The sequence below is a fragment of the Niabella aurantiaca DSM 17617 genome (assembly GCF_000374125.1).
GTDB classification, from domain to species: domain Bacteria; phylum Bacteroidota; class Bacteroidia; order Chitinophagales; family Chitinophagaceae; genus Niabella; species Niabella aurantiaca.
In genome coordinates, this window is record NZ_KB893648.1 from 20,754 (window position 1) to 42,976 (window position 22,223).

At 49.2% G+C, this 22,223-nt stretch carries 14 protein-coding genes; 9 read left to right on the forward strand and 5 right to left on the reverse strand.

Features of this window, described 5'->3' with window-relative positions:
* The first annotated feature begins 33 nt into the window (after positions 1-33).
* From B160_RS0125900 to B160_RS30135, 7 genes are all read left to right on the forward strand, one after another.
* Positions 34-2,439 (forward strand): glycoside hydrolase family 2 TIM barrel-domain containing protein, encoded by a 2,406-nt coding sequence (locus B160_RS0125900; RefSeq protein ID WP_026310036.1) that lies wholly within the window; start codon positions 34-36, stop codon positions 2,437-2,439.
* Between the two features lie 264 nt (positions 2,440-2,703).
* Positions 2,704-3,417, forward strand: a complete 714-nt coding sequence (locus B160_RS0125910; RefSeq protein WP_018630883.1) for a DUF3826 domain-containing protein — start codon at positions 2,704-2,706, stop codon at positions 3,415-3,417.
* A 16-nt stretch (positions 3,418-3,433) separates the two neighbouring features.
* Positions 3,434-6,760, forward strand: coding sequence for a SusC/RagA family TonB-linked outer membrane protein (locus B160_RS0125915; protein WP_018630884.1), 3,327 nt, complete (start codon positions 3,434-3,436; stop codon positions 6,758-6,760).
* 40 nt (positions 6,761-6,800) lie between these two features.
* Positions 6,801-8,780, forward strand: coding sequence for a RagB/SusD family nutrient uptake outer membrane protein (locus B160_RS0125920; protein ID WP_018630885.1), 1,980 nt, complete (start codon positions 6,801-6,803; stop codon positions 8,778-8,780).
* 64 nt (positions 8,781-8,844) lie between these two features.
* On the forward strand, positions 8,845-10,476 hold the full coding sequence (locus tag B160_RS0125925; protein WP_018630886.1) for a pectate lyase family protein: 1,632 nt from the start codon (positions 8,845-8,847) through the stop codon (positions 10,474-10,476).
* Between the two features lie 383 nt (positions 10,477-10,859).
* The gene (locus tag B160_RS0125935) at positions 10,860-12,521 is read left to right on the forward strand and encodes a pectate lyase family protein (RefSeq protein ID WP_018630887.1); all 1,662 of its coding nucleotides are present in this window, start codon (positions 10,860-10,862) and stop codon (positions 12,519-12,521) included.
* Between the two features lie 290 nt (positions 12,522-12,811).
* The gene (locus tag B160_RS30135) at positions 12,812-15,913 is read left to right on the forward strand and encodes a DUF6298 domain-containing protein (protein ID WP_018630889.1); all 3,102 of its coding nucleotides are present in this window, start codon (positions 12,812-12,814) and stop codon (positions 15,911-15,913) included.
* Between the two features lie 146 nt (positions 15,914-16,059).
* Here B160_RS30135 and B160_RS0125950 read toward each other — a convergent pair whose 3' ends face one another.
* The 5 genes from B160_RS0125950 to B160_RS0125970 form a co-directional block, all read right to left on the reverse strand.
* Positions 16,060-16,941, reverse strand: a complete 882-nt coding sequence (locus B160_RS0125950) for a DUF6263 family protein (RefSeq protein WP_018630890.1) — start codon at positions 16,939-16,941, stop codon at positions 16,060-16,062.
* 9 nt (positions 16,942-16,950) lie between these two features.
* On the reverse strand, positions 16,951-17,781 hold the full coding sequence (locus B160_RS0125955) for a DUF2911 domain-containing protein (RefSeq protein WP_018630891.1): 831 nt from the start codon (positions 17,779-17,781) through the stop codon (positions 16,951-16,953).
* 122 nt (positions 17,782-17,903) lie between these two features.
* Positions 17,904-18,812: a site-specific tyrosine recombinase XerD gene (xerD, locus tag B160_RS0125960; protein ID WP_018630892.1), complete on the reverse strand. Its 909-nt coding sequence runs from the start codon at positions 18,810-18,812 to the stop codon at positions 17,904-17,906.
* Positions 18,813-18,890: 78 nt separating this feature from the next.
* The gene (locus B160_RS0125965; protein WP_157558234.1) at positions 18,891-19,568 is read right to left on the reverse strand and encodes a hypothetical protein; all 678 of its coding nucleotides are present in this window, start codon (positions 19,566-19,568) and stop codon (positions 18,891-18,893) included.
* Between the two features lie 134 nt (positions 19,569-19,702).
* Positions 19,703-20,059 carry a YraN family protein gene (locus B160_RS0125970; RefSeq protein ID WP_018630894.1) on the reverse strand — a complete coding sequence of 119 codons (357 nt, stop codon included), beginning with the start codon at positions 20,057-20,059 and terminating at the stop codon, positions 19,703-19,705.
* Between the two features lie 38 nt (positions 20,060-20,097).
* Here B160_RS0125970 and manA point away from each other — a divergent pair, with 38 nt between their 5' ends.
* Both manA and pyrF read left to right on the forward strand, forming a co-directional pair.
* Positions 20,098-21,306 (forward strand): mannose-6-phosphate isomerase, class I, encoded by a 1,209-nt coding sequence (gene manA, locus B160_RS0125975; RefSeq protein WP_018630895.1) that lies wholly within the window; start codon positions 20,098-20,100, stop codon positions 21,304-21,306.
* A gap of 31 nt (positions 21,307-21,337) precedes the next feature.
* Positions 21,338-22,144 carry an orotidine-5'-phosphate decarboxylase gene (gene pyrF / locus B160_RS0125980; protein WP_018630896.1) on the forward strand — a complete coding sequence of 269 codons (807 nt, stop codon included), beginning with the start codon at positions 21,338-21,340 and terminating at the stop codon, positions 22,142-22,144.
* The last annotated feature ends 79 nt before the right edge of the window (positions 22,145-22,223 follow it).

Here is a 22,223-nt window from a genome sequence, read left to right on the forward strand (position 1 = left end):
GGCCGGTAAACCCAACCGATTTATTCAAACAGAATGAAATATCTATTACCATTAAGTATTTGTTTGTTATTGATTGCAGGGGCGGCGGCCCAGCAAAGCCCTCGCAGGGTGATCGACTTTAACAAAGGATGGCGTTTCCGTTTGGGCGATGCGGCCTCCTGGAAAGAAAAAACACTCAACGACGCCTCCTGGCGGCTGCTGGATCTTCCGCATGACTGGAGTATTGAAGGACGCTTTGATACCTCATATCCCGCAGGTAATGCAGGGGGCGCTTTGCCCGGAGGAACCGGGTGGTACCGCAAAACCTTTACCCTGGAAAACGGAACATCTGCAAACAATGTCCGGATCGAATTTGATGGTGTTTACCGCGATGCAGAAGTGTGGATCAACGGGCATTACCTGGGCAAGTGGCCCTATGGCTATACCTCCTTTAGTTATGATCTGACACCTTATATTAAACCGGGAAAACAAAAGAATACCCTTGCAGTAAGAGTTGATAACAGCCGGCAACCCAATTCAAGATGGTACACCGGGTCCGGTATTTACCGGGATACAAGGCTGGTGATCACCCAAAAGATAGCCTTTGCGCAATGGGGCACTTTTGTAACTGCAACCAGGGATGACGGCGGGCAGATCTGGTTCAATGCCACATCAGATGTATTGAATGAGGCCACCGGCAGATCCGGAGTAAGGGCCACCTGTACTTTGTTGGATCCTTCCGGCCGTCAGGTCGCCGTGATCCGTGGTACACCGGAAACACCGGCAGGCCGCTTCCGCTTTAGAACCAGGCTGGAAGATCCGGCATTGTGGTCGGTAACAACACCACAGCTGTATAAGGCGGTATTTAAAATTTTCGACGGGACAGAGCAGACCGATCAGTGGGCGACCACTTTTGGCGTGCGCTATTTTGCATTTGACGCGCAGAAAGGTTTCTCGCTGAACGGCCGGCCGTTAAAAATAAAAGGGGTTTGTATGCACCATGATCTGGGGGCATTGGGTGCGGCCTTTAACCGCTCGGCGGCCCGCCGGCAATTACGCATCATGAAGGAGATGGGCGTAAACGCCATCCGCACGGCCCATAACCCACCGGACCCGAAATTCCTGGACCTCTGCGATGAAATGGGATTCCTGGTAATGGACGAATCCTTTGATATGTGGGCAAAGAAGAAAAATAAATATGATTATTACAGCGACTTCCCCGCATGGCACCGGCGCGACCTGGAGCATATGGTAAAACGCGACCGGAACCACCCGAGCGTGTTTATGTGGAGCATCGGCAATGAAATAAGAGAGCAATTCGATTCCACCGGTATCACATGGGCCAGGGAACTGGTAGGCATTGTAAAAGCACTGGATACGACCCGGCCCGTTACCTGTGCGCTGAGTGAGAACCGCCCCGATAAAAATTTTATTTACCAGTCCGGGGTGCTGGATGTGATCGGGCTGAACTATCATATCGAAGCCTATGAAGACTTTCCCAAAAATTATCCCGGTGAAAAATTCATTGCAACGGAGAATGTATCCGGGCTGGCTACCCGCGGGCATTACGACGGACCCGCCGATTCACTGCGCCTTTGGCCTTCCAGCTCCAAATTCAAATTTGTAGAGAACGGCAATCCGGATTATACGGTTTCCGCTTACGATAATGTGGCCGCTTATTGGGGATCTACACATGAGCAGACCTGGCGCATCATTAAAAAGCATGATTATTTATCCGGTCTATTTGTATGGTCCGGGTTTGATTTCCTGGGCGAGCCCGTGCCCTATCCTTATCCTGCAAGGAGCGCCTATTATGGCATCGTTGACCTGGCCGGGTTCCCAAAAGACGTGTACTATATGTACCAGAGCGAATGGACAAAAAAGCCGGTATTGCATATAGCCCCGCACTGGAACTGGAAGAAAGGGCAAACGGTGGATGTAAAAGTGTATTACAGTCAGGCCGATGAAGCGGAATTGTTTCTTAACGGCCGTTCCCTTGGAAAGCAGCAAAAGAGTGATACGGCCTTTCACGTGCTGTGGCGCGTACCCTTTGAGCCCGGTGCATTAAAAGTGGTGTCCCGTAAGAATGGAAAGACCGTTTTAGAAAAGACAGTGCACACTGCGGGGATCCCTGCAATCATCGAACTAAGCGTGGAAAATCAATGGCTGCAGCTCAGCAGGGACGACCGGGCATTTATAACCATCCGGATCCTGGACCACGATGGAAACCTGGTTCCGGATGCGGATAATAGAGTCCGCGTTACCGGTTCTGCAGTGGCAAGGGTAGTGGCCATGGACAATGGCTACCAGGCCGATCTGCAACCCTTTCAAACCGATCAGCGCAAGGTCTTCAACGGGCTGGGGCTGGCAATTATAAAAGGCCTGGAAAAAGGTGATGCTGTTATCCGGGTAACATCACCGGGGTTGAAACCGGCATCGGTCCGCATCCGGGTGCGATAGCGAACGGTCATTGAAACACCATTAGTGATTCGCATGGGTACAGATCATGTTCCCCCGGCTGCTAACGCCGGCCTGCTGTTTTTACCGCGGCCCCCAGCGGCAGGCAGGTTCTTTATACATCGTTTTTTCCGTTACGCAAACCATTGCGAAGAATAGGAATATTTTCCATTTTATTAGTGAAACCGTACATTGCACAGAGCCTTCCGGCGTTTTACTTTTAATGTCAGATTTAAGAATAAGGATTTCAGCCAAATAGCGATTGTAATGAAGCATTTTTTTTTCAGAAAAAAAGACAGTAGGGTTTTCACGAAAAGTGGATTAATTGTTGTTTTTACAATTTTTAATCTGCCGGGTGTATTTGGGCAGAATGCCGGTAAAGACCTGGCCTATCATAAAACGGCTGAATCCCGCGCAGGAAAAATTGCTGCAGGGCTTACTTTAAAAGATTCAGCCACATTTTATAAGGTAAAACAGGCTGTAGCCCAGCAATACATTGCTTTGCACGACCTGGATGCAAGTCGGGACGCTGCGGTCCGGAGCATCCGGAAAGCGATAACCGATAAAGAAGCAGCAACCCGGAAAATAACAGCGGAGGAAGCAATGGCAGCGGCGAAGCGTACGGCATTGCACCAGCGCTATTTGCAGCAGCTGTCGGGCCTGCTTTCTGAAGAGCACGTGGAGGCTATTAAAAACGGGATGACCTATAACGTGCTGCCAATCACGTATAAAGGATACCTGGAGATGATCCCCCGGCTTACGACCGAAGAGCGGAAATATATTATGGATGCGCTCACGGAGGCCAGGGAACATGCCATGGATGCCGGCTCCTCAGAGAAAAAACACGCATGGTTTGGCAAGTATAAAGGCCGGATCAACAATTATCTTTCCGCTCACGGCTATGATATGAACAAAGAAAGCAAAGCCTGGCAGGCACGTATGAAAGCGAATCAAAACAAAAAACAGCAACCCAAACAATAATAAAAAAACAAGCCATATGCTTTATCAGTCAGTTTTAAGGATTATTTGCGTGTTCCTGGCCATATGTTGGGGGTTGGGCGCAAACGCACAAACCAAAACAATAGAGGGGACCGTTACCGAGGATCCCTCGGGTGCACCGGTTTCGGGTGTTACCATTAAAGTAAAAGGCGGAAGCCAGACCGCCGTTACAAATATGAAAGGTGAATTCACCATGAATATTCCCGCTGAAGGCGCCGTACTTCAATACTCGCATGTAGGTTATGAGTATGGAGAGCAGACGGTGAAGGCGGGTGACAGGGTGGCGATCATATTGAAGAAAGCCGAAAACGAGCTGGACGAAGTGGTCGTGATCGGTTATGGTACACAGAAACGGGAAAATCTTACGGGTTCCGTAGCTACGGCTGATATGGAAAAGATCGCCGATCTTCCCGTTAGCAGCATTGCTGAAGCACTGAAAGGACAGATACCCGGGCTGAACGTAACAGGCGGCAGTCAGCGGCCTGGTGACAATGCAAGATTCAGCATTCGTCAGCCGTTTGGATACAGTAAAGACGGAAGCAGCGATCTGCCCCTCATCATTATAGATGATGTGATACAACTGGATCCGAATACCGGACTGCCGACCATGGATCAGTTTAATGTATTGGATCCTTCCGAAGTAGAGAGTATCACTGTGCTGCGCGATGCCGCAGCTGCCATTTATGGTTCAAGGGCTACTCAGGGTGCGATTATCGTAAAAACAAAAAAAGGAAGGATCGGGGCTCCTAAAATATCCTATTCCGGAAAGTTTGAATTTAATGATGCAGTGAGCTTTGGAAAAACGATGAGCGCCTACGAGCACGGTATTTTTTCCAACCGGTTTTTTAGGGCTGCAAACAGTAATGAGGATGCTCTTTTTGATGAAAATGAATTGGCAGCCATGAAATCGCTGAATTACGACTGGTTAAAAGAAGCCTGGAAACCTGGTGGGGCCATGCAGCATTCCATTAATGTGAGCGGCGGATCTGAAAGGGCCACCTATTTTGCGGGGGCCGGGTACTATACACAGAAACCCAATCTTGGAAGCCAGGATTATAATAAATGGTCTTTCAGAACAGGCGTGGATGTGAAAGTAGTGAACAATTTGAAACTTTCGGCAACCGTTGCGGCGAATAAATCGAAAGTGGAGAAATCATTTACCAAAATAAGTGTTAACGACGGTGCTTATACCTCTGGTTCCGAACAAACCGATTATGCTATTTTAGCACACATGCCCAAGTATATACCCTGGCAATATACCGTTGATGGGGTAACCGAATATATCTCTCCGGCTTTGGGGCCGCACAGGTCGCAGGGCAGTCCGGCCGGACAAAATAATATTAAGGGATGGAACTATTTCGGACTGTTAAATAACGGGTCATTCACTTCCGATGATGACCAGGCATTTAATACCAACTTTTCGTTGCAGTATAATGTTCCCTTTGTTAAAGGGTTGGCATTTAAAGTATCTTATGGCTTAAGTTATTCTACATCGAATAATGAACAGGCCATGCTGGGATTAAGACTGGCAGCATCACAGAACAACCATTCAATGGGATACCATTTATACACAGACTCAACTGAATGGAAAGTTGCCAATAATGATAACCGCTCTACCGTACGGTACTCCGATGAAATCGGTAAAGTAGAACAATCCAACTTCTTTGTTAATTATGATAACCGGTTTGGCAAGCACGGTATATCTGCCATGGCTTCTGTAGAAAAAGGACAGCAGAATTACGAAAAGAAATTCATTATTTATGATAAACCCATTATGGGTGCTTACAATGGCTCTTCTCCTTCGGCAGGGACTTTAAACCCTTCTAACACTTATGTGTACAAAACAGAAGGCGGTAGCCTGGCATATTTAGGAAGGGTCAATTATGATTACGATAATAAATATCTGTTCCAGTTTGTGTTCCGTTCGGATGCGTCTACCAAGTTTTCTCCCAGTCATTACTGGGGCTTTTTCCCGGGAGTTTCTGCAGGCTGGGTCATTTCAAAAGAAAACTGGTTCCGGGATAATGTAGACTGGGTGAGCTTCTTAAAGATCCGGGCGTCTATCGGTAAAACCGGTATTGACAATGTAAAACCCTGGCGCTGGATGCAGACCTATGGCTATGCTGCCGACAAGGGGCTTGGCTTCGGATCCAATAACGGCGGGCTTTTAGTGGCAGGCTTAACCCCCGATGCCACCCCCAATCCTAATTTGACCTGGGATGAAACCATTAAAAAGAATATCGGTATCGATGTTTCCTTCCTGAACGACCGGTTATCGGTTTCTTACGACAGGTACTGGGACAATCACTACGATATGTTAATGACGCTGGCCAACCAGGTGGGTGTACCCATCTCCGTAGGCGGTGGTTTCGCAGAACAAAACTTTGGCGCACAGAAAGCGTGGGGCTCCGAGTTTAGCGCAACGTGGAAAGACAGAGCTGGGGATTTTGATTACAGTATCGGCGTTAATTTTGGTACCAGTGACAATCGGATTACTAAATGGCTTCCGGTGGCATTCAACTACCCTTCAGAATATGAGAACCGCGAAGGATATTCATCCCTTCGCCCTCAATATGGTTTTGTTACCTGGAAGGGGAATGCAGGTGGTGATGGTCTTTTACGTACAGATGCGGATGTTGATGCCTATTGGCAGTACCTGACAGACCGTGCCACAGCGGCAGGTACCACGCCTGCTTATTTTGATTTTGATACAAAAGATGGTCTTAAAAAAGGAATGCTCGCTTACCAGGACCTGGGAGGCCAGTTGGATGCCGATGGCGAAACGATTGCGGGTCCTAATGGTCAGATCACGGATGATGGCCAGGATTTTGCCCAGTTAGGGAAAAGAAGAACTTTTGGATTGAACACGAATATTGGATTATCCTGGAAGTCGTTCAGTCTAAATACCCAGATTGCCACTTCATGGGGCGGATTTAACCGTATCGATTATATTAAACAGGGTACGGGCTCTACACAGCTTTTCTGGTCACATGAATCCTATTTGAACGATATGTTCAGTGAAGAAGATAATGCAGATGGAAGGTGGCCGAACCTGGCATACGTTGATCAAAACCAATACGTATCCGATTTCTGGCAGATCTCTGCTTTCCGGAGCTTTGTACGCAGTCTGGTGGTTGGCTACTCTGTTCCAAAAAATATTGCGGCAAAAGTAAAAATGGATGCACTCCGGATAAGTCTGGCAGGATTTAACCTTTGGGATTTTCATAACCCATATCCTGATAAGTATCGGAATATGTACGACGATCCTCAGGTTGCCTATCCAACATTACGCACCTGGTCAGTAGGCATCAATGCTACTTTTTAATTAAGATATTACCGAAATCTGACCATTTAAAAATAAACAGATGAAAAAGATAAAAATATGCTGCTTCCTTATTATGGCGACTTTTTTGGTTACAGGTTGCAAAAAGGAATTTTTAGAAGACATGAAGAGCTTTGATAAATACGACGAAAGTATATTCGCCAACGAAGTGCTGACCGGTTGGTATATTGATCGCCTTTATTATGATTGCTTTTCGGCGTACCGGTCCCCGATTGTTTCGTTAGTGGGCACGTACAACGATACGCGCTCAAGATCTACCGAGGAAATTGGCGGTACCGTAACGGATCTGATCAATTCGCAAAAAACACTGGAAAATGCCAACCAGGCCGATGGCTATTATGGCAGGGCATTGGGTGCAAATGCAAACAATGATCCCTATAACCGCATCCGGACGGCTAATTTTCTATTGCAAAAGATAGACGAAAAGGGGCAGGCATTATCCGAAGAATTTAAAAAGAAAGCGAGAGGGCAGATGTATTTTCTGCGGGGGCTTCAGTATTTTGAGCTGATGCGTGTCTACGGCGGTGTACCGATCGTACTCACTGCGGAAAATGCAAGTGCGGATGATCCTGCTATTCAGCATCCGCGGGCAACACCATCTGAAGTGGTAGCACAAATCGTAGCAGATTTTGATCTGGCTGCCGAACTGCTGCCGCCAACCTGGGGCTCGGGCGATTACGGCCGGTTTACCAGTGGAGCCGCCCTGGCCATGAAAAGCCGGGTATTGCTAACATATGCAAGCCCTTTATTTAATGCAGATTGGGACAATCCCGGGAACGACCGCTGGCAAAAAGCCCTGGATGCAGGTCTTGCTGCCGAAACGGCTTTGACCTCCGCAGGGTATGGCTTATATGGAAGCAGCGCCAAAGACTGGGCGGAAATGTGGTATAAAAATGATAATTCCTTCAATAAAGAGGCCATCATGGTTCAGCTGCTGTCAAAAGAAGTGGCCTCATCAGGAATCATCAGTAACGGATGGGAGCGGAGCATACGTGTGTCAAAGCAAACAGGCGGCGGCGGTATTTCCGCACCGAAGGAGATGGTTGATCTGTTTCCCCTGGCGGATGGTAAGCGCCCAACGATAGCTAACGGATACGATTCGGCGCATTTCTTTATGAACCGGGACCCCCGCTTTTACCGCACATTTGCTTTTTCGGGTATGAAATGGCCGGTTAAGGAAGCAGATGTACCGGCTGTTATCTGGTTATACCGCTGGATGTATAACGGCGATAAGAAAGCCTATAGTGATGGCAACCAGGTAAACAGCCCGGTGGTCGTACGTAAAATGACCAATCCTTCCGGTTCCAGTACTGTTGATGGTCTTGCTTATTCGGGAACCGATATTATGGAATACCGGTATGCTGAATTGCTATTGAATATTGCCGAATGCTATGCGGCCAAAGGCGATGTTTCCAATGCACTGGTATATCTTGGAAAGATCAGGAAACGTGTAGGAATATCCGAGTCCAATAATTATGGAATTGGTACATTGGCGTCTAAATACGCAGCTATAGAAGCTTGCCTGTACGAGCGCCGTGTGGAACTGGCTTATGAAGGCAAACGCTTCTGGGATGCGCAGCGGTGGATGCTGTATAATGATGATGCAGGAGCAGGAAATAATACCTGCGAAAAACTGGGCGTTGCCCCCATTAACGGAACCGCCCGTACCGGAAGACTGTGGCAATATAAAACAATATTAGGAAACAATACAGACCCGTTAACAGCTGCAAGGGGCACGATTTCAATTGACCCGGATGCGGCCGATTTTACTGCGCAGCTGGATCAGTTGAAAACATTTTTTGATGACAATATTACCATCGTGAATACCGATCAGCCGGTGGATAAAGACGGATCGGGTAACCCCTTGTTTATATCATTCAGACAGAATTATTATATTTCCGGTTTGAATAATACCGCTTTATCGCTCAATCCCTGGCTGCAGCAAACCATCGGCTGGAATGATTACTCCGGTGCACCCGGCACATTTAACTACCGGCAATAAAAACAGGAAATTTTATAAACCGATACTGCTTTATTTTATAACAAAAAAAGGAACAATTTAAAAGATGATTTTAAAAAAAGTACCATTCGTGATTTTTTGTATTGGTTTATGTTTTTCGGCTGCTGCACAGTACCCTAAGATCCCTAAAGAAGACCAGGAGCGGTCAAAAGCTCTGCTGGATGCCGCAGAACGGCATTCCGATTCGATGTGGGCCATCGCCTATCCCATTATACAGAAAGAGGCCCGCGAGGGACGGCCTTATATTCCCTGGGCATCTCGGTATGATGAATTGCCGTACGCGGATATCCCAGCCTTCCCCGGCGCTGAAGGCGGCGGAAAGTTTGTAAGAGGTGGCCGCGGCGGCCGGGTGATTGTGGTTACCAATTTGAACGATGACGGACCCGGCAGCTTTCGGTGGGCCTGTGAGCAGGGCGGTGCCCGGGTGGTGGTATTTAACGTAGCAGGCATTATCCGGCTGAAATCGCCGGTTATTGTAAGGGCACCCTATATCACCATTGCCGGACAAACGGCGCCCGGTGATGGTATCTGCATTGCGGGAGAAACCGTATGGATCAATACCCATGATGTGATCATCCGCTATATGCGCTTCCGCAGGGGTGAAACCTGGGTGGGAAGAAGGGATGATGCCATTGGGGGGAACCCGATCGGCAATATCATGATCGATCACGTATCCGCCACCTGGGGACTGGATGAGAATATGAGTATGTACCGGCATATGTACAACGACAGTACCGGGAAGATCGAAGACAAATTCGGAACCGTGAACATCACCATCCAGAACTCGATCTTCGGCGAATCGCTGGATACCTGGAACCATGCATTCGGCAGTACACTGGGAGGAGAGAACTGCAGCTTCATGCGCAACCTCTGGGCCAACAATACCGGCCGGAATCCTTCGGTTGGCTGGAATGGGATCTTCAATTTTGTGAACAACGTGGTATTCAACTGGGTGCATCGTTCCATAGACGGGGGCGACTATCGTGCGCAGTTCAATATCATCAATAACTATTTCAAACCCGGACCGGCTACGTCAAAGAATAGCAATGTAGGCCACCGGATCTTAAAGCCGGAAAGCGGCCGCAGTAAATTAAAATATAAAGTTTATGGCCGCGCTTATGTGAACGGGAACGTGATGGAAGGCTATCCGGAGGTAACTAAAGACAACTGGAACGGAGGGGTTCAGGTAGAGGAAGAAAAAGATGCCGGCGCCTATACGGATTATATCCGTCAGTCGAAACCGTTGATCATGCCGGCGCTGACCATCCTTGATGCGCAGACCGCTAAGAACTACGTGCTCGCAAATGCCGGAGCCACCTTACCCCAACGGGATGCCGTAGATACCCGGATCGTAAAACAGGTAGAGACCGGGAAGATCAACAATGTGCCGGCCTGTCCGCTGCCCAAGACACAGTTTGAGCACCGGCGCCTGCCCATAGATTCTTATAAAATCGGAATCATTACCGATCCCTGTCAGACAGGCGGGTATCCTGAATACAAGGGAACACCTTATAAGGATTCGGATAATGACGGGATGCCGGATGATTACGAAAGAAAAGCCGGGCTGAGCTCCAATAATGCATCCGATGCACAGATCATCGCAAAGAACGGGTACAGCAATATTGAGAATTATTTGAATAGTGTGGTGAATATCAGAAATGTGGTGCCGGCGAAATAAGAATTGCCGGATGGGATGGTCAATTATCAGATCTTTTGATAAAAACAAAATACATGCTGTTCATCATTTGTCGGGTTACATGTTATGTTGAGCCTGACGAGTGTCATGTTGAGTTTTCAATTTGCGTTGCAAAATCAATGAAGCAATGACAAATCTGCTTTGGGTCATCCTGAAGATGTCATCCCGGACTTGTTTCGGGATCTATCCCTGTTTCAGGATCTGCTTTAATCTTGCATAGATGCCGGATAGATGCTGAAACAGGTTCAGCAAGACATTATTCGGCATGACTAAAGTATGATTCATTGTCAATACATTAAGAAATCTGGCATTGGCAGCCTGACGAAACATGATTCCTGTCCTCACGAACCATAAAAGAATATTACATGAAAAAGTGGATAGGCCTTTTGGGCATTATAAGTTTATTAGCTCCGCAGCAGCAGGTTGCTGCTCAGTATCCGGTAATACCCAAATCAATGGAGGATTCTGCGGATGCGGTAATGGCCGGCTATCGTAAATTATCAGACGCCGCCTGGGAAAAAGCATTACCGGCTGTTGAAGCAGATGCAAAGCAAGGCAGACCTTTTGTACCCTGGGCTTCCAAATCCACCGATCTGGTAAAGGCTACACTTCCGGCTTTTCCGGGTGCCCAGGGCGGTGGGGCTTATACCCCGGGTGGCCGTGGCGGAAAAGTATTTGTGGTCACAAATTTGAATGATGACGGCCCGGGCAGTTTCCGCTGGGCTTGCGAGCAGGGCGGTGCGCGGATCGTCGTTTTTAATGTAGCCGGTATCATCCGGTTAACACGACCGGTAAGTATCCGTGCGCCTTATATCACCATTATGGGACAAAGCGCCCCGGGTGACGGGATTTGCATTGCCGGTGAATCGGTATTGATCGATACTCATGATGTGGTCATCCGCTTTATGCGTTTTAGGCGCGGGGCTACAGAAGTAACCCGCCGGGACGACGGACTGGGCGGTAACCCCGTAGGCAATATCATCATTGACCATGTTTCCGCAAGCTGGGGGCTGGACGAGAACATGAGTATCTACCGGCATGTGTATGATCGTAAAGCAGATGGCAAAGGAGAAAAGCTGCCAACGGTGAACGTGACCATTCAGAATTCTATTTTTTCAGAAGCGCTGGATACGTACAACCATGCTTTTGGCAGCACCATCGGCGGGCGCAACAGCACCTTTATGCGCAATCTCTGGGCCAACAACATCGCCAGGAATCCTTCAGTAGGGATGGACGGTGATTTTGGCTTTGTGAACAACGTGATCTTTAACTGGTGGAACCGCAGTGCCGATGGCGGCGACAATAGATCGCTGTATAACTTTATCAATAACTATTATAAGCCAGGCCCCATTACACCAAAAGACCGCCCGATCGGTTATCGCATTTTGAAACCGGAGTCGGGCAGGGCCTTTAAAGACAGCCTGATATTTGGAAAAGCCTATGTAAGCGGCAACATCGTGGAGGGGAACGAAAAAGTAACAAAGGATAACTGGGCCGGGGGAGTACAGCTGGAAGATGTAAAAGACCTGGCAAAGTACCTGCAACAGATCCGGGTGGATCAGCCGTTTCCGATAGCCGCATTTCCGGTATTGACGGCAAAGCAGGCATATGACTATGTTTTAAAAAACGCAGGAGCCACGCTGCCGGTACGGGATGCAGTGGATCAGCGGGTGATAGAAGACGTGCACACAGGAAAAATTACTTACAACAAAGATGCGCAGCCCGCTCCGGTTTCAAAGTATCTGAAACGCCGGTTGCCCGCGGATTCTTACAAAAAAGGGATCATTTCCGATATCAGCCAGGTGGGTGGGTATCCTGCATATGACGGAACCCCTTACAAGGATTCTGATAATGATGGCATACCGGATAGCGTTGAAAAAAAGATGGGGTTGAACCCGCGTAAGGCGTCTGATGCGCCGGCGATTACAAAAAACGGGTACAGCAATATTGAGAATTATTTAAATGGTTTGGTAGCATTGAAAACAGTGACGCCGGAGAACGGGAAACCCCTGGCTTCGTTTAAATAGAAAAGGCGGTAAGCCGGATCTTTCTTACCGTTATCCCGAAATGGAATTCAGGGGTCTTTTTGGACAAGAAAAAGCGCCAAAGGAAAATAGAGCGGCAGCAGATCATATAGAGCAGGCAAATTGCACCCAAAAAGGGGGGGATCAGGCGCCTAAAAATACAATAGCTCCTGTCGGATCAGCAGAGGGTAACGACTTTGGTTAATCCCTGTAAGAACCGCAGGCCTGGCATCCGGATAAAAAGTGCGCCGGATATAGCATTTGTTTTGCAGAGAGTTGATAAATTAGCAATAATGAAATTTTTTTTATCGGTCTTATTCAGCCTTTTGTTTATCATAACAAAAGCACAAAAGCCGAAGCCGGTAAAACCGGTATTGCCGGTATCGGTTGAAAAGGGAAAATTGATCTACAATGCAGACTCCGTTACCGGAGACCGTATTCCGGACTATTCTTACTGTGGGTATAAAGCTTCTGAAGAGGCCATTCCGCTGGTACCGGCGAAGGCAACAGTTCCTGTGACAGGAGGAGACGCTACTGCCTTGATCCAGGCCGCTATTGATTATGTATCCCGGTTAACACCCGGTAAGGATGGCTTCCGCGGGGCAGTGCTCTTGCAAAAGGGCAGTTATGCGATCGAAGGGCAGTTGCTCATCAGGGCATCCGGGGTGGTGCTAAGAGGGGCTGGTGCCGGTGGTGCAACCGTATTGCAGGGCAAAGGGGTCAGTCGTGATGCATTGATAAGGATCCTTGGAAAAAATGACCGGCAGCCGGAACAGGAAGCCCGTATTGCGCAGGATTATGTACCGGTAAATGCAACAACATTTTCGGTAGGGGATGCAAAAGCGTTCCATATAGGAGATCCGATCCACATCCGCCGGCCTTCTACCAATGAATGGATCGATGTGCTGGGCACCCGCAGCTTTGGCGGCGGCCTGTCGGCATTGGGCTGGAAGCCCGGTGATGCCGACCTTGTTTTTGAAAGGACCGTTACGGCCATTAACGGAAATATGCTGACCATTGATGTACCGCTCACCAATTCCTTCGATAAAAAATATGGCGGGGGTACCGTAACGGTTTTTTCGTGGCCGGGGAGGGTGAAAAATATCGGTATTGAAAATCTTTCGCTGGTTTCGGATTTCGAAAAAAACAATATAAAAGACGAGGAGCATCGCTGGATGGCCATTACGATGGAAAATGTGGAAGACGCCTGGGTACGCCAGGTCTCTTTTAAACATTTTGCCGGATCGGCGGTATACCTGCTGGAATCGGCAAGACGGATAACAGTAGAAGATTGTATTTCTACGGAGCCGGTTTCAGAGATCGGCGGGCAGCGGCGCTACACTTTTTTTACACGTGGCCAGCAAACCCTGTTCCAGCGCTGTTATGCAGCGAATGGTTATCATGATTTTTCAGCAGGCCATACGGCCGCCGGGCCCAATGCCTTTGTGCAATGTGTCTCGGAGCGACCGTATAATTTCTCGGGCGCCATTGACAAATGGGCTTCGGGGGTTTTATTTGATAAAGTGTCAGTAGATGGTAACGCCATCCGCTTTGGTAACCGGGGCCAGGATGGCCAGGGCGCGGGGTGGGCTGCCGCCAACAGTCTTTTATGGAACTGTTCGGCCGCCCGCATCGATTGTTACCGGCCGCCCACCGCACAAAACTGGGCGTTGGGTTCCTGGAGCCAGTTTGCGGGAGATGGCTACTGGGGCGAATCGAATAACCACCTGGACCCGGAAAGTTTTTATTATGCGCAGTTACGGGAGCGCCTGGGAAGGCCGGCGCCGCAGCAGTCGTTCATTTTAGAGATCGGTACCGAGGCCTCCAGCAGTCCGTCCGTTGAAGTGGCACAGGCCCTGACAAAGGAGGCAGCGCAGCCAAAGATGCAGCTGCTCGATTGGATAAGGGACGCTGCTAAACACAACCCGGTGGCTGCAGATGTAAGGGGCGCAAAAGTCGTGGATAAGGCTCCGAAGCAACAATGGACGGTTTATCCCCCTGCCACAGGCATAGAGAATGGCTGGCTGGTAGGCATGTATGGGAACATACTTGCCGGCAGGATACAGGAAGTGCCCTGGTGGTCCGGTGGCGTGGAGAGCAGGGATCTGGAGCAGGCCAAAAAGAAAATGGCCATCACCCGTTTTGTGCCGGGGCGTGTGGGTCCGGGACTTACGGATGACCTCAGTGATGTGATGGATTCCATGAAGGCCAATAATATCGTGGGCTTGAACCAGCATTACGGCCTGTGGTATGAACGCCGCCGGGATGATCATGAGCGCATCCGCAGAATGGATGGTGAAGTGTGGCCGCCTTTTTATGAGCTGCCGTTTAAACGCAGCGGGGTAGATACGGCCTGGGATGGCTTGAGCAAATATGATCTTACAAAATACAATTCCTGGTACTGGCACCGGATGCGGCGGTTTGCAGACCTGGCGGCAGTGGGCGACCGGGTATTGTTGCATCAGAATTATTTTCAGCACAATATCATTGAAGCTGGGGCGCACTATGCTGATTTTCCCTGGCGTACGGCCAATAATATCAACCATACCGGTTTTAATGAGCCGGTGAATTTTGCCGGGGATAAACGTATTTTTTATGCGGAGCAGTTTTATGATGTGAACAACCCCGTACGCCGCAAGCTGCACCAGCAGTACATCTGGCAATGCCTGGAAAATTTTAAAGGCTGCGGAAATGTGATCCAGTTTACAGGAGAAGAGTTTACCGGACCATTGCACTTTGTGCAGTTCTGGCTGCAAACCATTAAGGAGTGGGAGCAAAAGCATACAAAAGAAGTGATTGGCCTGAGCGCTACCAAAGATGTGCAGGACGCTATTTTGCAGGATCCGGAATATGCACCGGTAGTGGATGTGATCGATATCAAATACTGGCATTACCAGGCCAATGGAACGGTATATGCGCCGGAAGGCGGAAAGAACCTGGCGCCCCGCCAATGGGCACGGCTGTTAAAACCCAAAAGCAGCTCCTTTGAACAGGTATATCATGCGGTAAAAGAATACCGGCTGAAATATCCGGGTAAGGCCGTACTCTATTCAGCAGATGGTGCGGATAGATTTGGCTGGGCCGTGTTTATGGCTGGTGGTTCATTGCCCGCATTGCCGGCAACAGTTGATCAGGAACTTTTAAAGGCTGCAAAGGAAATGCTGCCGGCAGAAGCAGATGGTCAATTGATATTGCAGGGTGCAACCGGAAGTATTGTTTATAAAGGACAAAGCAATAAAGTGCAGGTGGCGCTTAACGGGCTTACCGGCAGATTAAAACTGCATTTTATCAGTGTCGCGGGTCGTGTGATAAAAACAGATGCCTATAACGCAACCGGATCAACAGCCAGCTTTGTGCTGCCGGATGAGGCCTCCCTGCTGTGGATCAGCAAATGACCGGTTTTTTAACCCGGTCCTGCCGCATCTCAAACTGCTTTATTCCATAAGCCGGCGCCGGGTATGGCGGAAGCAACGCTTTAGCCGGCTCCGACGTTTCCAATGGGCCGAACCGCTGGTGTAAGGCTCCGTCATGCGATCGCCCTTTAGCGTTTCTTCATATTGATCTTTGTTTCCACGGTTGTTTCCATAGGCACTTCGATCTCCTGTACTTTTACAATTCCTTTAAGCTGCTGGATCAGATCGGAAGCCTCCGTAACGCCGGATGCATTGTCCATTGTTATGGTGCCGGTTACCGTTCCATCCAGGTTTATTTCCATTTCCATGCCTTGCAGCTCCATTGTTGTCCTGCCGTTAGTGCCTACCTTTCCGGTCACCGCCACAAGACTCTTTCCATTTTCGATCTTTTTTAATGTATAGCTGTTTTGCATGATCAGCCGGTAAGGCTTTTCAATATGAATGGCGGAGGTCCAGGTACTTCCGGGTGATACCGGATCCTTAGGGTACATTTTCAGGCTCTGTTCCAGCAAGCTTTTCACGGTGGCCTCTGAAAAAAGTTCATCGGCCATTTTTTGGGCCTCGCTGTCCGTTGCGCTCATACCCCGGGCCAGCGCTTCAAACCCTTCTGTTTTTTTTACGGTGCCGTCAGCGGCGATGAAAGCTTTTACCCTTTTGCCCCGGATCGACCGGAACATCCTGTTGGCAGCATTGGCTGTGTCGGGGCTCTCGCTGTCAATGACCATTTTCTGGTCCATAAAATCGATGTTCATTTTAGCGGAATCGTAGGTCAGGGTCAGGGCCTTGTCGGGGCCGGCTTCGGTAATGTGATAAAGCATATAGACCGCGCTGCCAAACTTCATATCTATGGGTTGCCCCATGATCGTTTGTTTGATGCTGAAGGTATTGATCGTGCTTACATCATACCGGCTTCCGTTAGCAGGGTTGAATTTGAGCGTAATGCTCTGAGCATGCGTTCCGGCGCCCGATAAAATAAAGGCTCCCAAAAGGGCCAGGGCAAGTTGTTTCATGTGCTGTTTTTACAGGGTAGCGATCAGCTTTTGATTGTTACGTACGTAATCGTCGTTGTTGTTCGCTTTAGCCAGCTGCATTGATTTTTCCGCTGCTGCCTTTGCTTCTTTTTTCCGGCCTGCTTTTGCCAGTGCTTTTGCATGCTGATAGTGGATCCAGTAAGCTTTTGGCTGGGCAGCTGCCGCTTTTTCAAACCAGGCAATGGCCTTGTCCAGGTCCTTGTTGTTTTCGAGGTAGTAGCTGGCCGCTGGAAAATAAGCGGGCTTGTCCGATCCTATGGAGGCGTCGATGGATGCCATAATGCGCCCGTCGATATTGGTTTTCAGCGGCACGGGTACGATCACCGGTCCCCAGGCCAGCTGGAGCTCACCGGTAGTAGGCGTAATGTTTGCCAGCTGGATGGTGAATGTTTCAACGCTGTTTTTTGAGGCAACGGGAACAACGTTGATCCGCACCACATCTTCTGATTCTTTATAAACGGCAGGATCGCTGGTTACGTTTGTTTGCCGGGTAAGGATCACCGTCCATGATTTCCGGCCGGGAATGGTAAGCAATCCGTATTTGCCGGCACCGATGGTTTTTCCGGCAATGATGATCTCATCGCTGATGGTCAGCGTAGTGGCGCTATTGGCCCCGGTACGCCAGAGTTTTCCCTCGGGTGCGAGATCGGTGTATAATTGGCGGCCCTTCAGGCTGGGGCGGCTGTAAGACCATTCGAGTGTACCCAGGCCAAAGTCCTGCTTAATGGTCTGAGCGGGGCTTGCCGCCGGAAACTTTACCTGGGCCTGCGCCGTGAACAGCAAACCTGCTAACAAAAAGGATAAAAAAATACGTTTCATTGATATTTGTTTTTGGTATCCGCGAAAATAGAACAATATTACAATTCCGGGGTTTTATTTGGAAGCATTCAGGGTTGTTGCTGCGGATCAGCAATGGGCGGTATGTTGATGGCTACCCGGGGTCAGCGGCTCTTACTAAACAAGGGGTGATACTGATGCAGGGTTTTCCGGAGAAACTCACGGTCCAGGTGTGTATAGATCTCTGTGGTGGTAATGCTTTCATGTCCCAGCATTTCCTGCACGGCGCGCAGGTTGGCCCCGCCTTCGATCAAATGCGTGGCAAAGGAATGACGGAAAGTGTGGGGCGAAATGGTTTTGGGGATCCGGGCTTTTGCGGCCAGGTCTTTTATGATCAGGAAGATCATTACCCGGGTTAACTGGGTCCCCCGGTTGTTTAAAAAAACAATGTCTTCATTGCCGGGCTTTACCGCTACATGGCAACGGATCTCGTGCAGGTATATCTTTATGTGTTTGGCGGCGGTGTCGCCAACAGGTATCAGCCTTTCTTTATCGCCTTTCCCGATCACCCGCACATATCCTGCATCCAGGTAGAGCTGTGAGATGCGCAGTTGTACCAGTTCGCTTACCCGCAAACCGCAACCGTACATGGTTTCAAGGATGGCTTTGTTACGGGTGCCTTCCGGCTTGCTGAGATCGATTGCGGAGAGGATCCGTTCAATTTCTTCAAAGCTCAGTACATCCGGAAGGGTTCGTCTGGTTTTAGGAGCTTCCAGCAGCAGCGCGGGATCCTGTTGTACAATGTTTTCCAGCATACAAAAGCGGTAAAAAGCACGGATGCCCGAAATGACCCTTGCCTGTGATGCCGGCTGCATCCCCAGTTCTGCGATCCGGGCCACAAATGCCTGCAGGTGTTTCAGGGTGATATCCGCCGGACCTGGTACCGGCAGCTGCGTCTGCAGGTATTCCGTAAGCTTATCCACGTCCCGGAGATAGGCCTCTGTAGAGTTGCCGGAGAGTGATTTTTCCAGCTTCAGATAAGACTGAAAACTTTTTTTATAAGATTCCCACATAAAACTGAAAAAGCTGCTTCAAAAGACGGGCAATCGCAGAGAAGGGACTTTTGAAGCAGCTTTATTATTGTTGCTTGATTACTTAAAAGTGAGGGGAACATCATGAACGATGTCTTTTCCCTCATACTTTATTTTAGCGTAAAGATGGTCCTTGCGGATATTAACAGAGTCCAGGAACGAATGAACATTATCGTGGTCCACGCCTTTTACACCGGTATCGGTCAACAGGGTTTTGGCTATCTTGCCGGTGCTGATGTCCTCTACATACAGGAACGTATTGTCATAGTAGGATACCAGTCCTTCGTCTACCCTGAATTTCGGGTCAAAATTGTTTACGGCGCTAAAGTATTTCATGGGGCTGATCCCTTTGCCTACGGGCACTTTGATCAGGTAACCGCGGCCGGTGGCGCAATCGTTGAATTTCAGCCAGGCGCCCTGTCCTTCGCCAAAGGCAAAGCCAAAAAGCGCTTTGCCGGGTTTTATACTACGGCCTCCGAAAAAGTCGGCAAAACCGATCTTTGCATTGCCCAGCTTCCCATTGTCAAAAAAGATGGAATCGATCTGGCAATCTTTAAAACTTACCGTAACCGAAGGCTTGTCCGGTGTAGGACTGCCCAGGCGCAGAGGTTCTGTAATGCAGGCAGAGTCGGTACAAAAAGAGGATGAGGCTGTTTCGGTTGCTCCTTCAGAGCCGCCGCAGGAGGCAAGCAGTGCAGCCATTGCAATGGCGCCTGATGAAAGGGATTTGAGTTTCATTCCTTGTTGTTTAGATCGTTATAAAATAGATGCAGGTCGCTAATTTACAAATTAACGGTGAGTTATCGGCAATCAGCGTTGAGAATTGAAATTTCAGACAGGTCGCTCAATTCCCGATTCTCAGATCCCTATTCTTAAAGAAACACATCCTCGATCAGAAAATATTCGGGCGGCTGGCCGGTGCGGATGGTGATCGACAGGATGTCATACTGGATGCGGCAATGCCCGGGATGCTGGTAGAGGAACTCATCGGCAGCCTGTTGTAAATACCGGAATTTCTTTTTCGTAACGCTGTCTTCCGGATGGCCATATTGGTTGCTGCTTCGCGTTTTTACTTCTACAAAATGCAGTTTACCCTGTTTGGTGGCGATGATATCGATCTCATAATGCGAATAACGCCAGTTCTGGAACAGGATGGCATAATCGTTTTCTGCCAGGTACGCCCGGGCAAGGGCTTCCCCGTGTTTTCCCAATTGATTATGTGTCGCCATTCAGTTATCTTTACCCCCAAGTTAATCTAATTTTTTATATGCAAAAGCTGGCATTACTCAAAGGGGAAGTAAAGCACTACGATTGGGGCGGTGTATCGTTCATCCCCTCCCTGCTTCAGGTCGAAAATCCGCAGATGAAACCGTTCGCCGAGTACTGGATGGGCGTGCATCCCGGGGCCAACTGTGCACTGATGCTGGATGATGGAAGAGCCGTGCTGCTGCGGGACTATATCCGCGCAAACCCGGAAGCGCTGCTGGGGGCGGCTGTAAAAAATACATTTGGCCAGATGCCTTATTTGTTGAAGGTACTGGATGTAAAAGATATGCTTTCCATCCAGGTGCATCCCTCCAAAGCCCAGGCACTGCTTGATTTTGAAGCAGAGAACAAAAAAGGGATTCCGTTAAATGCGCCCGACCGGAATTATAAGGATGCCAATCACAAGCCCGAGCTGATGGCGGCACTGAGCGATTTTTACCTGTTGCATGGGTTTAAACCCGAAAAAAAATTGCTGGAAACGCTGGAGGCGGTGCCGGAGCTGCATGTTTTTGTGCCGGTATTCAAGACGAAGGGATATAAGGAGCTGTATAAAATGGCGATGGAGCTGCCACAGGAAGAAGTGAACGAGTTGTTGCAGCCGCTGATCAGCCGGATCATTCCGCTGTACCAGCAGGAAAAACTGGATAAAGCTTCGGAAGACTTTTGGGCCGCCCGTGCCGCCCAAACCTTTGTTCAGCCGGGATCCATTGACCGTGGTATCTTTTCCATTTATTTTTTCAATATCCTGCACCTCAAAACGGGCGAGGCGATCTTCCAGGATGCGGGTGTGCCCCATGCTTACCTGGAAGGATATAATGTTGAGATCATGGCCAGCTCCGACAATGTGCTGCGTGGCGGGCTGACTCCCAAACATATTGACACGGCGGAGCTGCTGAAGCACACAAAATGCGAAGCTACCCATCCGCAGGTGATCCCCGCAACGGCCGATAAAAAAGCACGGGTTTACCCGGCGCCCGTTCCGGATTTTGAGCTGCATTCTTATGATCTGAAGACCGGGGATGAAACCGTATTGCAACCGGTAACGGCCGAACTTTTTTTGCTGACGGAAGGCGAGGTGGAGCTGACGGCAGATGATACCCGGGTGGTGCTAAAAGCGGGTACAATAGTGGCGGCGGCTTTTCCGGGAATTACCATAAAGGCGCTGGCCGGAGCTCCCTCCCGGTTATTCCGTGCAACCGTTCCCTTATAACGCTAAAAGAGCTTAATAAACTGATAGAGACATGATCCGAGAAAAATTAGTATCCCTGATATTCGAAAAAAGATCTTATTTGTGTGTGGGACTGGATACCGATCCTGCAAAGCTTCCGGCACATTTGTCGGGCGATGCGGATGCCGTATTCCGTTTTAATAAAGCAATAATCGATGCCACGCGGTCGGCCTGTGTAGCTTATAAGATCAATACCGCCTTTTATGAGGCCCTGGGAACAAAGGGATGGGAGGCAATGGAGAAGACGGTTCACTATATCGGGGATGACCATTTTAAGATCGCGGATGCCAAGCGTGGTGATATTGGCAATACCAGCAGCCAGTACGCCAGAGCCTTTTTTGAAACGCTTCCTTTTGATGCGGTCACCGTAGCGCCCTATATGGGTGAAGACAGTGTGCGCCCCTTCCTGGAATATGAAGGAAAGTGGGCAATTGTGCTGGGACTTACCTCCAATAAAGGCGCCCGGGATTTTGAACTGCAGGGTACCGGCGAGGGGCTGTTGTATGAAAAGGTATTAAAAACGGTTGCGGCATGGGGAACCGATCAAAACCTGATGTTTGTTGTGGGGGCTACACAGGCGGAAGCCTTTACCCGCATCCGGGAGCTGGTTCCGGACCATTTTTTGCTGGTGCCGGGTGTGGGCGCACAGGGCGGTAGCCTGGAACAGATCTCGGAGAAGGCAATGAATAAAGATTGCGGACTGCTGGTGAATGCAAGCCGGGCGGTTATTTATGCTTCCGGGAAGGAAGATTTTGCGGATGCGGCAGCGGCAGTAGCCGGGCAATACCAGACGGAAATGGCCGCCTATCTGGCTCCCTGAGAAAAGAGGATAAAAACAATGTGCGGGGAAAATGGGTTTACCTGAAAAAACGGAGTGGTCTGCGGGGAAGTAGCTGCGA

Coding starts and splice junctions, on each gene's coding strand:
- B160_RS0125915 (WP_018630884.1), top strand. CDS start 3,434: ATGCTTTATCAGTCAGTTTTAAGGATTATTTGCGTGTTCCTGGCCATA.
- manA (WP_018630895.1), top strand. CDS start 20,098: ATGCAAAAGCTGGCATTACTCAAAGGGGAAGTAAAGCACTACGATTGG.
- B160_RS0125965 (WP_157558234.1), bottom strand. CDS start 19,568: ATGAAACTCAAATCCCTTTCATCAGGCGCCATTGCAATGGCTGCACTG.
- B160_RS0125925 (WP_018630886.1), top strand. CDS start 8,845: ATGATTTTAAAAAAAGTACCATTCGTGATTTTTTGTATTGGTTTATGT.
- xerD (WP_018630892.1), bottom strand. CDS start 18,812: ATGTGGGAATCTTATAAAAAAAGTTTTCAGTCTTATCTGAAGCTGGAA.
- B160_RS0125900 (WP_026310036.1), top strand. CDS start 34: ATGAAATATCTATTACCATTAAGTATTTGTTTGTTATTGATTGCAGGG.
- B160_RS0125920 (WP_018630885.1), top strand. CDS start 6,801: ATGAAAAAGATAAAAATATGCTGCTTCCTTATTATGGCGACTTTTTTG.
- B160_RS0125970 (WP_018630894.1), bottom strand. CDS start 20,059: ATGGCGACACATAATCAATTGGGAAAACACGGGGAAGCCCTTGCCCGG.
- B160_RS0125910 (WP_018630883.1), top strand. CDS start 2,704: ATGAAGCATTTTTTTTTCAGAAAAAAAGACAGTAGGGTTTTCACGAAA.
- B160_RS0125950 (WP_018630890.1), bottom strand. CDS start 16,941: ATGAAACAACTTGCCCTGGCCCTTTTGGGAGCCTTTATTTTATCGGGC.
- B160_RS0125935 (WP_018630887.1), top strand. CDS start 10,860: ATGAAAAAGTGGATAGGCCTTTTGGGCATTATAAGTTTATTAGCTCCG.
- pyrF (WP_018630896.1), top strand. CDS start 21,338: ATGATCCGAGAAAAATTAGTATCCCTGATATTCGAAAAAAGATCTTAT.
- B160_RS30135 (WP_018630889.1), top strand. CDS start 12,812: ATGAAATTTTTTTTATCGGTCTTATTCAGCCTTTTGTTTATCATAACA.
- B160_RS0125955 (WP_018630891.1), bottom strand. CDS start 17,781: ATGAAACGTATTTTTTTATCCTTTTTGTTAGCAGGTTTGCTGTTCACG.